The sequence below is a fragment of the Nostoc sp. genome (assembly GCF_036917675.1).
Lineage (GTDB): Bacteria > Cyanobacteriota > Cyanobacteriia > Cyanobacteriales > Nostocaceae > Nostoc.
On sequence record NZ_JBALCT010000045.1, the window covers coordinates 1 to 14,440 of the forward strand.

The window sequence follows — 14,440 nt, forward strand, 5'->3', positions numbered from 1 at the left end:
ACTAGCACGATCAAAGGTGATAGCTCGACTGGCTCGAATCCTCACATTCCCCGCATTCCCTTGTCCAGAAGTTGAGGCATCAAGTCCAGCGCGATCAAGTGATAGTGTTGCAGCATTGATGTCGATATCACCTGCCTTACCCACACCCTCTACTCTCACATGGCTGAAGATGCTAGCATTATTTGCAAGGGAAACAGAATCTTTTGCACGCACTGTCACATTTCCCGCATTCCCTTGTCCAGAAGTTGAGGCATCAAGTATAGCGCGATCGCTTAATGAGAAAGAACCAGAATCGATAGTAATATTACCCCCATTGCCTTCAGTCCCAGTTTTCACAAAGCTGCCAATCCCACTTAAACCATTTTTCCCCCCAGCAATATCAACAGCGCCAGTCACATTCACATTGACATTTCCCGCATCTCCCCGTCCTGCTGGCTGGAGATCAGATGCATTATCAGTAACAGTTTGCAATTGAGCGCCATCAATTAGTGATAGTTTTGCAGCATTGATGTTAATATTGCCACCTTTTCCTACAGCCCCTGATTCCACCCTGCTGAAGATAGCAACATCTGCAAGAGAAACAGCATCTCGTGCCCGCACTGTCACATTCCCTGCATTCCCTTGTCCAGAAGTTGAGGCATCAAGTATAGCGCGATCGCTTAATGAGAAAGAACCAGAATCGATAGTAATATTACCCCCATTGCCTTCAGTCCCAGTTTTCACAAAGCTGCCAATCCCACTTAAACCATTTTTCCCCCCAGCAATATCAACAGCGCCAGTCACATTCACATTGACATTTCCCGCATCTCCCCGTCCTGCTGGCTGGAGATCAGATGCATTATCAGTAACAGTTTGCAATTGAGCGCCATCAATTAGTGATAGTTTTGCAGCATTGATATCGATATTACCTCCCTTACCTACACCCCCTGCTTCCACCGTGCTGAAGATGGCAGCATTATCTGCAAGAGAAACAGCATCTTTTGCACTCACTGTCACATTCCCCGCATTCCCTTGTGCATAAGTTGAGGCTTCAAGTCGAGCGCCATCAAGTGATAGTGTTGCAGCATTGATATAGATATTACCTCCATTACCTACACCTCCTGGTTCCACCGTGCTGAGGATGCCAGCATTATCTACAAGAGAAACAGTATCTCGTGCCTGCACTATCACATTCCCCGCATTCCCTTGTCCATAAGTTGAGGCAGTAAGTCCAGCGTCATCAAGTGATAGTGTTGCAGCATTGATATAGATATTGCCCCCATTACCTTTTAACCCCAAACCCACTTCATTAGAAACTATGCTCCCAGATGCAACTTTGATTTCCCCGGTAGCATTAAGCGTAATATCTCCTGCAACAGTATCAGGTGTTCCCAAACCTTCCCCAATACCAGCACTTAGGACAGTTCCTTCTAAAATCTCTAGATTCCTGCCATTGACTGCAATATTACCGCCACCAGCAGCTTCTACAAAAACACCGGCGCTATTAGTAAAAGATATATCTGCTCGCGTTACATTCTCAGGAAATTTCAAACTGAGATTATCACCATCTACACCCAGCGCTACACTACCAGGTTCCGCCAACCCTCCTAACTCAACTTGTCCACCATAAGCATTTAATCGTCCTTTATCCATGCTGACATTACCACCCACTAGCAGCAAACTTTTCCCATCTGGTACTCGTAAACCTAATGCATCAAAGCCTGCTGGATTTGTTCGGGCGGGTGCAACTGAGCTATTTTGAATCACTGCGTTTTGATTAATCTGATTAAACAGGAATGCTGAAGGATTAATAGTCAACAACGGTGAAGGGATATTTTTATCAGTGGCGCTAAAAAATCCAATATTTCCAAATTGCAGTGCATTCGCTGTACTCGCCACAAACGAACCACCAATATTTAATCTGGCATTTTCACCAAATACAATTCCATTAGGATTAATTAGAAATAGGTTAGCATTGCCCTTAGCACGAATTAACCCATTAATATTAGAAAATGACCCACCCGTAACTCGGCTAATAATATTTTGAATATCTACAGCATTATTAAAGGAGGCAGTGTCACCAGGAGAAACAGAAAACTCCCTAAAACTGTGAAACAAATTACTTCCTGCTTTCGTTCCTCCAGTGATATTAAAGATGTTTCCATCCCTTGCAACGCTAGAGTTATTAGGCAAGCTAGTATCTGGGGTAATTTGAGCAAAAGCTTGCTCTTGCAAGGAAGCAATTAACACACTTCCCACCACCAAACTACTACACCAACACCGCCAATCTTGAGTTTTCCCTGACATAGCACCCTCAATAAATTAGTAACTGCATCCTGTGAATAGTCTTATTTTTCCAAGTTGTAATCCTGTACAAGTGGCTCTTTAGCAATATCTTGCAAGCCAACTGCATTCAATAAGTCAACCCAATCTTTATTAATAGTTGTATTCTGCGGATTGGCGCGGCGCAGTTGACCTAAATTAGTTAGGGCATCATACCAAATATTATTAGCACTATAGGCAATGTACTCCCTTGGTTTTGCTGTTTTTAATTGACTATCAAGAGCCTCTGTCAGCGCCTGCTTTTGCACAAACCCATCTACATAAAAATTGTCAGATGTTTTTTCTGGATCACCACAATAAATATTAAAGTACCAGTGATATTTTTTATCTGCTTTTAAGGAATATTGTGGTTGTGGTGGTGGAGTAATGCTAATAATACCTGGTTTTTCAGACAGAGTAAGAGGTGTTCGATAGACATTCTGTACATCTTTACCATCCAGCACTTGTAACACGAATTCTCCAGAACGCATCGTTTCAGGTAGTTGGGGAACATAAAACCAAAAAGTTGGATTTTCTGCAACTGTTGATGCTAAAAATGATTTCCCTTCATCCCCAGGGACTAAAGCAGTAAGACGTGTCAGAGAGCTAGGACACTCAGGACTACGCCCAGCCCCTGCTCTGCGCCGACCTGTAGGTGCGCCGTTTCTGGGCAATTTTGGTTGTTGAAAGGATTGGAAGTGCGAATTTTTAACAGTGTTTTGAATCGAATTAGTCAGCTGTGCCTGCACTGATTGCAAGTAACTCGTTGTACTAATAAGGAGCAAAGTAACTACGCAAGCACATTGAATTTGTTGGTCTAATGACTTTTTTTTTATCATAATTGAGAATTCAATTGTTTTCTCTTGGCAACACGAGAATGTCTAAACCATAAAACTACCGCTACTTGGGTAGCTAACAACGCTAATACTGAGGGGATAAGTGGTACCCATCCAGCCAGTGTAAAAACGCCAAAACATAACCCAAACACTGTTAAAAGTGTTACTATTACCGCCAATCCCAGGTGGAGCGGTTTTGAATAATACCATGCTGTAATACCTCCTACTAATGACCATCCCCATACCCAAAGGAACTCCATCCATCCAGACCACCACCACAATAAAGGTCTGCGGTCTAATACTGCGCTGAGGATTTGACTTAGCATCTGCGCCTGTACGAATACCCCCGGTATCTGCTTTTCTTCCAGTTTCGCATTAGAACTAAAAGGTGTTTTCCAATAATCATTTGTATTGGTGGGGGCAGAAAGACCAATCAGAACAATGCGGTCTTTGAGTGATTGAACTGATTCTAATGAGATTTTTTCATTTAATACATCTTTCAAACTAACTTGCTCGGCAATTTTTTCAACAGAGGGGAGAGAACGATAATTCAACAATATTTGATAACCGGATGTATCCACTTTTTGATAACCGCTAGTGTGTTTTTTTAATTGCTGAAACACAACGTTACCAATCTGCAAATCACCTTCTTTTGTACCAAATGAGCTTTTACCTTCTTTATCTAAATAATCAAGTGCTAGCTGTAGATTAAAAGCGTATTCTGTGGAACATAGAGATGTTGGGAGAGGAGTCAAATCTAAAAGCTGGCGACGAGCAATATCTTGATCATCTGCAACAAAATCACTAAAGCTCAAACGTTTGCTTGAAACTCCATCGGGTGGCGGAATACCATCACTATCGCCATCATCATCAGTAGTCGCAACTTTGCACACAAAAAATAGACGATTATCCTCCTTAAAACGAGTAGCTAATTTTGGATCTACAACACCATCACGATAAATATCTAAACCAATACTTCGGGGTTGGTACTTATTTAATTTATCTAAAAGTTGAGCAAGAGCTTGATCAGATAATGACCATCGCATTTGCATTCCTTTATTGATTTGATACTGAATATCTGCTTCATCAATAGTAATAATTAAAATTCGCTGATCAGGTTGTTCAGTCACAAGTTGCGATCGCAACTGCATAAAATGGTCAAAAGCCTGTAGTTCCGATGTTTGCAGATAACCCCAATACCGCACCCCCATGACTAAACTTGTTGCCAACAAGCTTGTCAGCAATATTACTAAAATACTCTTGGTGGTAATCATTTTTCGGTGCAACTGCCAAGTCATTGGCGCTGACAAGGGATTTTGGCAAATTACTGGCAACCAAGTTGCACAAGGATATTCATCTTCTATTCCTTCCAGCCTTTTTCGCGCTTCATGCAGTGCAGAGTATAGTGATTGTCCGCTAGAAAATTCTGTTAGAAAATGTTTTAAAAATTCCTGCGCTACTACGTCTGGGACTGGTTCGCGCATGACAATAACTTGGGGAATGTGTAAATCCTCTAACGCTTCTGCTAAACCTAAGCCATCACAGGAATTGAAAATTGCCAAGTGCAATCCGCTCTCAATTGCTTTCTTTAGTCCATGTTTTAATTTATCCAGAGTAATTGTCGTAGTTTGATTAATTTGCAGAACTCCTCTTTCTTGACTAGAACTATGTCCAGCAAAAAATAGAATATCCCAACCTTTCCCCCAAAGTTCGTTACTTAACTCTTTTAGTTGTGGCTCTACCAAAAAATTTATTTTAGCTTGGTTTGATAAACTCTCTAATAAATATTTATCCTTACTAATATCAATTCCTTTATGATTACCAAAAATCGCTAAAATTCTGACTTTTTTTTTCTTAGTATATATTTTATTTAGTCTTTGTGGTTCCAAGGGACTAAGTGCGACTTCAGCATTCGGATAATCTTCAAAAAAATTCCATAAATGCCAAGGAAGTCGTCGGAGTAAGTTATCATAAGTTGCAATTATAAAGCAAATTTCTTCATTTGGATTTAATTGTGTGCGTAATTTTTGGTCGATTTTGCGAAACTGGTCTGAATGAAGCCAAATATTAATTCTAGATGATAATTGCTGACATAAATCGTTAAATTCAACTTCCGAAAAATTTGTTATATCAGTATCTTCGATTTCGAGACGTACAGACCAACCATAATACTGATAGAGAGCTGAGTATAGTATTTGCCAATTTCGATAAAGTTGAGAAATTTCTGGCGCTGCTGGTAAACTCCCGCGAAATTCCATCGCCCGTGGGTCATTTGTCAACCCAAGTTGAACTGTAACATCAGGAAAGCCTTTATGGAGATCGCCTGTACCCAAATTCAAGATAACTAATTTACTCATTACACTCTGATAAAAAAGTTTTAGATAACAAAAGTCTCCTTGGTTGTGTTCTGTTTCTGTATTTGTTGATAAGGGATTCTAATGAGCAGCCAGAAGATTATTCCAATTATGAAAATGATCTTTGATATGGATGGATTCATCTTGCTGATCTTCTTTGTTAACTCCAAACTGGTCGTTAATCTCATCATTCTCGCCCATAAGATGTACATTTAAAATCAATGCCCACCCTACCGATATTTTAAAAATCAGATAGGAATCCTATAGATATAGAGCCTTGAAATGGAACCAGATATTAAATCATCTTTCCACTCAAATCATTCCCAAGAGCAAAATCTTGGTTCTATACTCTCCGTGGGGAGTAGCATCATCGATATTCATTTTCACAAATGCTTGCGATATATAAATAGCCAATTACAAACAGGGAAAGGAGGTAATCTGGCGATCGAGGTGGTTTCACATCTGAGCGCTCAAGTAGTGCGGGGTGTAGCACTTGCCCCAACCGCAGGTTTGACAATGCGGCGAGATTGTGATTGATACTCAGCAACCGTTATAAGTTCCCTAAGAGGATGTTTGAAAAGTATTTTTGGTAAAACATCAAAGTATCAGGAACCTAACCCCCCTAGCCCCCCTTCCCTACAAGGGAATGGGGGTGTCAAAGCCTCTCCCCGAAGCGGAGAGAGGAATGGAGGCGGGGTTTTTGGTATACTTTACGACTTTTCAAACATCCTCTAAGAGGCGATCGCCTCTTAGAGAGAATGTTAACACCTATTTGGCGAAGTGATCGATGAGAAAGAGGCGAGTATGCTTTACTCATATTGTTCTCTCGGTGCTGTTTACTATCTATTCACAGCGTATACTGAGAGAGCTTTTTTATAACCTGTCAGACTTTTCAAACACCCTCTAAGGCTGCAACGCATCGATCGCAAATTAGGGGATGTTCTGCTGATTCTCCCATACGAATGGAGTAGTTCCAACAGCGATCGCACTTTGTGTAGGCTTTGCCAACGCATTTTTCCCCGTCAGCATTCACTACACCAATTACCCAGTCTTCTGTTTGTGCTGTATATTTTAATTTTTGTAGTGCATCAGCAGAATCTAATAATTCCACTCAACTAATTGTTTTCTACACTCTCAATTGCACAAAACCAATATTTTAATTACGAATTAATTTTTTAATAAATCGCCACAGCAGGGAAAAGGGTAAAATTAATATCGCCTTTAATATTTGCATAAAGTGACTTAATCGACCTTTGCGAATAGCGGGGGGATTAGACTGGCGTTGCAGGATTGTTAGATTTTCTCGAACTGTCGCTGTAGTGGGATGATTAACGCCTAACACCCGTTGACACATTGCCAGGGCTTCAATGTACAGAGGTTCGGCATCGCTGTACCGTCCTTGGCTTTTGTAGAGCAAAGCTAAATTGTTCAAGCTAGAAGCTACATTGGGATGCTCCCCAGCAAACAGGCGCTTTATCATTGCCAGGGCTTCAATCAACAGAGGTTCGGCTTCGCTGTACCGTCCTTGGCTATTGTAGAGCATAGCTAAATTGTTCAAGCTAGTAGCTACATCGGGATGCTCCCCAGCAAACAGGCGCTTTATCATTGCCAGGGCTTCAATGTACAGAGGTTCGGCATCGCTGTACCGTCCTTGGTTATTGTAGAGACCAGCTAAATTGTTCAAGCTAGTAGCTACATAGGGATGCTCCCCAGCAAACAGGCGCTTTCTCATTGCCAGGGCTTCAATGTACAGAGGTTCGGCATCGCTGTACCGTCCTTGGCTATTGTAGAGACCAGCTAAATTGTTCAAGCTAGAAGCTACATCGGGATGCTCCCCAGCAAACAGGCGCTTTCTCATTGCCAGGGCTTCAATGTACAGAGGTTCGGCATCGCTGTACCGTCCTTGGTTATTGTAGAGCAAAGCTAAATTGTTCAAGCTAGTAGCTACATAGGGATGGTCGCCTGCAAACAGGCGCTTTCTCATTGCCAGGGCTTCAATGTACAGAGGTTCGGCTTCGCTGTACCGTCCTTGGCTATCGTAGAGCAAAGCTAAATTGTTCAAGCTAGTAGCTACATTGGGATGCTCCCCAGCAAACAGGCGCTTTGTCATTGCCAGGGCTTCAATGTAGAGAGGTTCGGCTTCGCTGTACCGTCCTTGGCTATTGTAGAGCAAAGCTAAATTGTTCAAGCTAATAGCTACATCGGGATGCTCCCCAGTAAACAGGCGCTTTGTCATTGCCAGGGCTTCAATCAACAGAGGTTCGGCTTCGCTGTACCGTCCTTGGCTATTGTAGAGCATAGCTAAATTGTTCAAGCTACTAGCTACATTGGGATGCTCCCCAGCAAACAGGCGCTTTCTCATTGCTAGGGCTTCAATCAACAGAGGTTCGGCATCGCTGTACCGTCCTTGGCTATTGTAGAGGGAAGCTAAATTGTTCAAGCTACTAGCTACATTGGGATGCTCCCCAGCAAATAAAGATTGGCAAACATTTACGCAATCTTCACTCCAAGGTTCTGCTAATTTATATAGTCCTTGTCCTTCGTAAAATCTTGTTATCCCTACAAATATCCAAATTACTTCATCGCTGGGAACTGATGCTAAAGAAATTATCTCTGCCTCTTTTGGTTCTTTTATCTCTGCAATTATACGTTTACCCAATTCTTCGAGATGGGGAACGATATCTCTGATGCTTTCAATCTGCTCAGAAGTTGGTGAATCAGGAAGGATTTGGGCAAAGCCTATCATCGCAGTGACGAAGGTTGTTTCCAAAACTAATTTCATCTCGCCAGCATCGGCTAACTGCCCTTGCAAAAACCACCGCACTAAGGCATGAATTTTATAACATCCTGTTCTCTCTTCTAAGAGTTGCAGCAAGTTGCACCCGTAGAGTTGGTTTTTAGCTGCGTTTAATTCATCTTTTGACCAAGTTAGCTGTTTTTGTTCCTGATTTTCTGCTTCCCCTCCACTTGTCGCCACCCAAAGAACTAAATCCCAAAGAATCTGTACAGGAGAAAATAAACTCAAAAATATTCCTAGTTGTTGCGCCAGTGGGTCGAGTTCTGACCAAGTTAAAGCAAAGGCGGCTTTGACTCCTAGTTGAGTTGAGTTGAGATTTTCCCGGTCTTGTAAAGCTGCTTCTGCTAATTTACGTTCTTGCAGTCGCCCAAACATGATATCTAAAGATATGTCCGGATCGCGTACTAAATAGCCTCCCACTAATTCTATGCCCAAGGGCAAATATTCTAGACATTCACATATTGCTGTTGCGGCTTGTGGTTGATTTTCAACTCGCCTATCTGTTTTCCTCAACAGTCGTTTTAATAGTTCTAAAGCTTTACCTGGTTCTTTTTGGGGCGAGAGAACATCTAAGGGAATCTCTTGAATAAAATTCGCGTCTAAATCCCGCAGTCGAGTAGTAACTAAAACTCGGAAGCGGTTATCCTTGGGTACGACTTGTCGGAGGTTGTCTAAATCAGTTACGTCATCGAAGACGATTAAAATCGGCAACTTAGAGTTAGGATATCTAGACCAACACCAGACGACTTGTTGTTCAAGGCTTAAAAATCTTCCTCCTGATTCTTGGGGAATCTCCAAACCGAACTGCAATGAGAAAAACTCTAAAACTTCGGCGGCGAGATTGGTTTCCCTATCGTTAAACCAGGCAATTCCCCCATAATCTTGTTCGTATCGTCTGGCGTATTGGGTAGCTAATTCAGTTTTACCCACGCCACCCATTCCCGCTATTGCTACATAATTTCCGCGCTGCAAGTCTTCATGTAGCATTGTCAGTTCGGTTTCTCGCCCGACGAAATTAACAGAACCGCGATAAGGAATAGATTTTGTGGGAGTTAGCTGTTTCTGCCCTTCAATAATTTGAGTCCCAATATTAACTTGAGAACCAGGGGCGGCGTAAGCGCCAACTTTGTCAGCAAACTTCCCAGAGTCTTCAGACATATATAGTAAAGTTAAATGCCGTTACACTTAAATTTTGCATCACTTGCAACACCCGCCTCAGAATGAATTCTGAGGCTAATAGCTAAAGTCTTCTAAAGAAGACTGAGAAAAAAATGGTTTTAGTCCACTTGAGTGGACTTAAGCTATTAGCCCGGAAATTTATTTCTGGGTGGGCTGTGGAGCTAATCGAGAATCATCTTAAATTTTGAGATGAATTTAGATTAAAAAGATTGATGTTCAATATTACCTGTCCCACCTGGCATGACAACCTGACCAATTTTATCTGCTAATTTTTGCAGGTTAGGCATAGCCAGAATTTCCGCAAACTTGGGATTTGGTTCTGCTTTAGCTGCGGCTGCCAATTCCTGTACAGCTTGAGCCACTTCTGGATTAGCTTTAGCAGCCAATTCAACTTCTAGTACAGCTTTGCCATAATCGAGTGGTTGTTCTGGTGCTTTCTCGATCGCAGCTACAGTATGGGGAGACTGTTTTTTCAGGGTGACGAGAAACTTGCCAGTCTTATCCAATAAGGTTTCTGTTACCTTTTCGGTGGTTTTTTCTAAGGCTTTGGTGGCTATTACAGAACCAATTGCGATCGCCGCAGTTTCAAGTATCATATCCTGCCTTGACTATGTGTTCGCTATCTAACTTATTAATACACCGCCTTTGTTCTAAATTCCAAAGACGCGATAAATCGCCGTCTCTACAAAGGATTGATTATTGTGGAGACGGCGATTTATTGCGTCTGGTGCCTTATCATCGCATCTCTTGGTGCAACGTTTTCATCAACAAAAGCAACTGTTTCATCAACAAAAGCAACTGTTTCATTAACAAAAGCAACTGTTTCATCAACAAAAGCGACTGTTTCATTAACAAAAGCGACTATTTCATCAATAAAAGCATCATTTTTGTGATCAATACTGGTATTTTCGACATATTTAATACTGTTAAATGAGGAATTTACTGAACTTAGATACACCTTTAGTAAGGCAAACTAGCTCTAAGGCAATAAAAAGGATACATTTATGACTGCTCAAAAACGTACATACCGCGTTTTAGAAAAAGCTGAATTAAGACTGACGGGATTTAAAGCGATCGATCCGAGTATGGATTTTGGGGATATTCGTAACTTGCAAAACGTGACACAACTAATTGAGCAGTACCGTAGCAAGATAAATGCTTATAATACTGCTCTAGCCGTGATTAACTCTTCTAGAACTGAAATGGATGAATTAGACAAAAACTTAAATGACTTGGTTGAGAAAATGCTGATTGGAGTTGCTTTCAAATACGGTAAAGACAGCCGTGAATATGAAATGGCGGGTGCTGTTCGCAAAAGCGATCGCATCCGCAAAAGTCAGGCGACACGTTTGAAGAATTCAGAGCAAAAATCCAATCAGAATGCAAAAACCAGCTAGTCTCATCAGGCTTTGTTTGTAGCCAGGAAGTTTTATGCTGTTAAAACTCTCCGGCTAAGGCTGCAACACACCGTTCGCAAATTAAGGGATGTTCTGCTGATTCTCCCACATGAACGGAGTAGTTCCAACAGCGATCGCATTTTTGCCCATCTGCTTCTCCAACCAAAATATGTTCTTCGTTGAGTGGGAAAGATTGTGAAGGTCCTAACATTAAATCTTCTATATCTTTAGGCTCCATTAGTTCAACTTGAGAAACCAAAAATATATAGCGTAATTCATCTACGCCATTACTTTTTTCAGTTGAACCACCAAATTTGGGATTAAGAGTATGTAAGCGTTGACGCAATTCTTCATCAGGGACATACAGCTTTACCTTAGTTTCTAAAGAAGACCCAATTTTTTTGTCAACTCGAAGCTCCTCAATAAATTTGTTGACCCTGGTGCGGAGTTGTCGTAGTGTTTCCCAAAATTCCGCTAACTCTGGATTACGCCATTTTTCCTCAACCTGAACCCAACCAGCCTCAAACACCGATTTGTAAGGTGTTTTATAAGGGAGATATTGCCATATATCCTCTGCGGTGTGGCATAATACTGGTGCGATCGCTCGTGCTAAATTATCTATTGCTATCTTCAGCACCGTTTGACAACTGCGACGGCGGAAAGCATCCTTTGCACTGATGTACAGCCTATCTTTGGCAATATCTAAATAAAAGTTGGATAAATCCACGACGCAGAAATTCTGCACCGTTTGGAAAAAGCGGAAGAATTGGAAACTCTCAAATGCTTCGGTGACTTCCTCAAACACTTCAGTGATGCGGTGCAGCATATAACGGTCAAGTTCTGGCAATTCCTCGAAGGGGACTGCATCTTTTTCCGGGTCAAAATCATCCAAGCTACCCAACAAGAACCGCGCCGTATTGCGAATCTTGCCTCTAACATCATTCATCTGCTTGATGATGTTTTTACCAATGCGGACATCGCCGGAGTAATCAACTGATGATACCCACAATCTCAATACATCTGCACCGTAGGCTGGTTCTACTTTTTGATTTTTTCCGCCTTCAATAATTATATTTGGGTCAACCACATTTCCTTCTGACTTACTCATCTTCCGCCCTTGTTCGTCCAAAGCGAAGCCGTGAGTTAGCACAGTTTTGTAAGGGGCAATGTCATTCACTGCTACACTGGTGAGCAAGCTTGATTGAAACCAGCCGCGATGCTGGTCTGAACCTTCCAAATATATATCAGCAGGGTAGCGTAACTCTGGACGCTGTTCGACGACAGCCGCCCAAGATGAACCAGAATCAAACCATACATCCATTGTGTCTGTACCTTTGCGGTAAGACTTACCATTGTTCCGATAAGATTCCGGTAATAACTCAGTTACCGAGAGTTCCCACCAAGCATCAGAACCTTTTTTGGCGATAATTCCTTGGACGTGGTTGATAATTTCCTCATTTAACAGTGGTTCCCCGGTGGCTTCATCGTAGAAAACGGGAATGGGTACACCCCAACTCCGCTGACGAGAGATACACCAATCGGAACGTTCCGCCACCATTGGCGTAATGCGATTTTCACCTTGGGCTGGAATCCATTTTACCGTTGCGATCGCTTTTAATGCTTCTTCTCTAAATCCCTCCACGGAAGCAAACCATTGTTCAGTAGCGCGGAAAATCGTTGGCTTCTTCGTCCGCCAATCATAGGGATACTTGTGGGGATATGCTTCTTCCTTCAACAAGGAACCAGCCGCACTTAAAGCATCAATCACCGCCTGATTCCCATCACCCAGCACATTCAACCCCGCAAACTCTCCCGCTTCTTCGGTAAAATTGCCATTGTCATCCACTGGCGCAAGGATGGGCAAACCGTAGCGCAGACCAACAATGTAATCTTCTTGACCATGACCGGGTGCAGTATGTACCAACCCCGTACCCGACTCAGTAGTAATGTAATCACCGCCCACAACAATCGGACTTTCGCGGTCAAATAGAGGATGACGGTAAGTAGTATGTTCTAAATCATTCCCCTTAAACGTCGCTTTTAGAGTTAACTTAACTCCCAACGTCGAAGATAAACGTTCCACTAAATCAGCAGCAACGATGAGATAGCGAAACCTCACTCTTTCCGTTAACGGAGAATGAGAAGAAACTTCCTCACTCCCCCTCCCTGCTTGCGGGGAGGGGGTTGGGGGGTGGGGTTCTACTTCCACCACTGCATAGTTCAAATCTGCATTCACCGCCACAGCCAAATTCGCCGGAATTGTCCAAGGTGTAGTTGTCCAGATAGCCACACCCAAATCTGACTGATATTCCGCCAACAGTGGTTTTACAGCTTCCGCCAAAGCTGTGATTGGAAAAGCTGCATAGATACTGCGAGAAATGTGACCTTCTGGATATTCCAACTCAGCTTCGGCCAAAGCAGTTTTAGAACTCGGACTCCAGTGAACCGGCTTCAAACCGCGATAGATGTAGCCTTTTAAGAACATCTGACCAAACACGCCAATTTGAGCCGCTTCATATTCCGGCTTCAGAGTTAGATAAGGGTTGTCCCAATCACCCCAAATACCGTAGCGTTTAAAATTTTGGCGCTGGTCATTTACGGTAACTAAAGCAAATTCTTTCGCTTTTTGGCGCAGTTGTAAAGGCGTTAAATTTTGCCGTTCTGCTGACTTCATGTTCTGCAAAACTTTCAACTCAATTGGCAAACCGTGACAATCCCAACCAGGGACGTAGCGAACTTTACGCCCTTGTAGTAGTTGGTAGCGATTAATAATATCTTTGAGAATTTTATTTAAAGCGTGACCAATATGCAGAGAGCCATTAGCGTAGGGAGGCCCATCGTGCAGTATAAATAATTCGCCGGGGTTATTTTCAAAGAGGCGATCGTAAATTTTATTTTCTTCCCAAAATTTTTGGATTTCCGGCTCCCGCTTGATGGCGTTTGCCCGCATCTCAAAGTTAGTCTTGGGTAGGTTTACAGTATCTTTGTAACTTCCTGATTCGGTCACAGTCTCATGCCTAGAATTAGGTGTGTAGGTTTTATTAATTATAGAAGATGGCATGAAAACCAAAATTAGTTAATCAACATAAAGTAGTATACTCTTCTAGGTTCGCCTATTGTCTATCCAAAAGTTTCGTTTAAAAACAAAGAATTTTGGGGTTGCTCTAATGCTAAGTCCTGTAGTCACACTCAGTATCTTTCAAAAACAACCCGACCCTAAAGTATTTTCAGCAGGCCAAGTCATCTTTGAAGAAGGACAGCCTGATGATGAAATATATGGCATTCTCGAAGGAGAGGTAGATATATTAGTCAATGGCAAGATTGTCGAAACCATTGAAACGGGGGAAGTTTTTGGTGTCGGGGTACTTGTAGGAGTAAAAAATAGAACTTACACAGCTATTGCCAAAGTTGATACCAAACTGGTTTTCCTTGATGAGCAAAGGTTTCTCTTTGCCGTTCAGGAAACACCCATGTTTGCCCTAGAGGTGATGAAAAGTTACTCAGAACGTCTAAGTCGCTTGCAGCATCTGCTTTAAAGCACATCATCAGGTAGGAGTTCCAAAACTAATCACAATC

Annotated in this window: 10 protein-coding genes and 1 pseudogene; 3 read left to right on the plus strand and 8 right to left on the minus strand. The window is 42.2% G+C overall.

Annotation, left to right across the window (positions count from 1 at the left end; translation table 11 throughout):
• From V7K31_RS15550 to V7K31_RS15560, 3 genes are all read right to left on the minus strand, one after another.
• The coding region (locus tag V7K31_RS15550) for a two-partner secretion domain-containing protein (RefSeq protein WP_335095206.1) at window positions 1-2,286 on the minus strand (2,286 nt) is incomplete at its 3' end.
• Window positions 2,287-2,327: 41 nt separating this feature from the next.
• Window positions 2,328-2,975, minus strand: coding sequence for a DUF928 domain-containing protein (locus tag V7K31_RS15555; RefSeq protein WP_335095207.1), 648 nt, complete (start codon window positions 2,973-2,975; stop codon window positions 2,328-2,330).
• A 161-nt stretch (window positions 2,976-3,136) separates the two neighbouring features.
• Window positions 3,137-5,494 carry a CHASE2 domain-containing protein gene (locus tag V7K31_RS15560; protein WP_335095208.1) on the minus strand — a complete coding sequence of 786 codons (2,358 nt, stop codon included), beginning with the start codon at window positions 5,492-5,494 and terminating at the stop codon, window positions 3,137-3,139.
• A 279-nt stretch (window positions 5,495-5,773) separates the two neighbouring features.
• Between V7K31_RS15560 and V7K31_RS15565 the strand changes: the two genes are divergently transcribed.
• Window positions 5,774-6,028 (plus strand): hypothetical protein, encoded by a 255-nt coding sequence (locus V7K31_RS15565; RefSeq protein WP_335095209.1) that lies wholly within the window; start codon window positions 5,774-5,776, stop codon window positions 6,026-6,028.
• 355 nt (window positions 6,029-6,383) lie between these two features.
• Here V7K31_RS15565 and V7K31_RS15570 read toward each other — a convergent pair.
• The 4 genes and pseudogenes from V7K31_RS15570 to V7K31_RS15585 form a co-directional block, all read right to left on the minus strand.
• Window positions 6,384-6,602 (minus strand): annotated as a pseudogene (locus V7K31_RS15570) (zinc finger domain-containing protein); the annotation flags it as partial.
• A 45-nt stretch (window positions 6,603-6,647) separates the two neighbouring features.
• A complete protein-coding gene (locus V7K31_RS15575; protein WP_335095211.1) occupies window positions 6,648-9,446 on the minus strand; it encodes a tetratricopeptide repeat protein in 2,799 nt (932 codons plus the stop codon).
• Window positions 9,447-9,667: 221 nt separating this feature from the next.
• Window positions 9,668-10,063: a hypothetical protein gene (locus V7K31_RS15580; protein ID WP_335095212.1), complete on the minus strand. Its 396-nt coding sequence runs from the start codon at window positions 10,061-10,063 to the stop codon at window positions 9,668-9,670.
• A gap of 119 nt (window positions 10,064-10,182) precedes the next feature.
• Window positions 10,183-10,425, minus strand: coding sequence for a hypothetical protein (locus tag V7K31_RS15585; protein WP_335095213.1), 243 nt, complete (start codon window positions 10,423-10,425; stop codon window positions 10,183-10,185).
• A gap of 46 nt (window positions 10,426-10,471) precedes the next feature.
• On the opposite strand from V7K31_RS15585, the gene V7K31_RS15590 reads away from it, so the two are divergent.
• Entirely contained in the window at window positions 10,472-10,864 is a 393-nt protein-coding gene (locus V7K31_RS15590; protein ID WP_334826602.1) for a hypothetical protein, read from the plus strand.
• 40 nt (window positions 10,865-10,904) lie between these two features.
• Here the strand turns inward: V7K31_RS15590 and ileS are convergent, their stop codons facing one another.
• The gene (ileS, locus tag V7K31_RS15595) at window positions 10,905-13,871 is read right to left on the minus strand and encodes an isoleucine--tRNA ligase (RefSeq protein ID WP_335095244.1); all 2,967 of its coding nucleotides are present in this window, start codon (window positions 13,869-13,871) and stop codon (window positions 10,905-10,907) included.
• 160 nt (window positions 13,872-14,031) lie between these two features.
• Between ileS and V7K31_RS15600 the strand changes: the two genes are divergently transcribed.
• Window positions 14,032-14,400: a Crp/Fnr family transcriptional regulator gene (locus V7K31_RS15600; RefSeq protein ID WP_335095214.1), complete on the plus strand. Its 369-nt coding sequence runs from the start codon at window positions 14,032-14,034 to the stop codon at window positions 14,398-14,400.
• Window positions 14,401-14,440 lie beyond the last annotated feature (40 nt).

What these genes read in the sequence shown, in the direction of transcription:
- V7K31_RS15560 (WP_335095208.1), bottom strand. Translation starts at nt 5,494, where the DNA reads ATGAGTAAATTAGTTATCTTGAATTTGGGTACAGGCGATCTCCATAAA.
- V7K31_RS15565 (WP_335095209.1), top strand. Translation starts at nt 5,774, where the DNA reads ATGGAACCAGATATTAAATCATCTTTCCACTCAAATCATTCCCAAGAG.
- V7K31_RS15575 (WP_335095211.1), bottom strand. Translation starts at nt 9,446, where the DNA reads ATGTCTGAAGACTCTGGGAAGTTTGCTGACAAAGTTGGCGCTTACGCC.
- V7K31_RS15580 (WP_335095212.1), bottom strand. Translation starts at nt 10,063, where the DNA reads ATGATACTTGAAACTGCGGCGATCGCAATTGGTTCTGTAATAGCCACC.
- V7K31_RS15590 (WP_334826602.1), top strand. Translation starts at nt 10,472, where the DNA reads ATGACTGCTCAAAAACGTACATACCGCGTTTTAGAAAAAGCTGAATTA.
- V7K31_RS15600 (WP_335095214.1), top strand. Translation starts at nt 14,032, where the DNA reads ATGCTAAGTCCTGTAGTCACACTCAGTATCTTTCAAAAACAACCCGAC.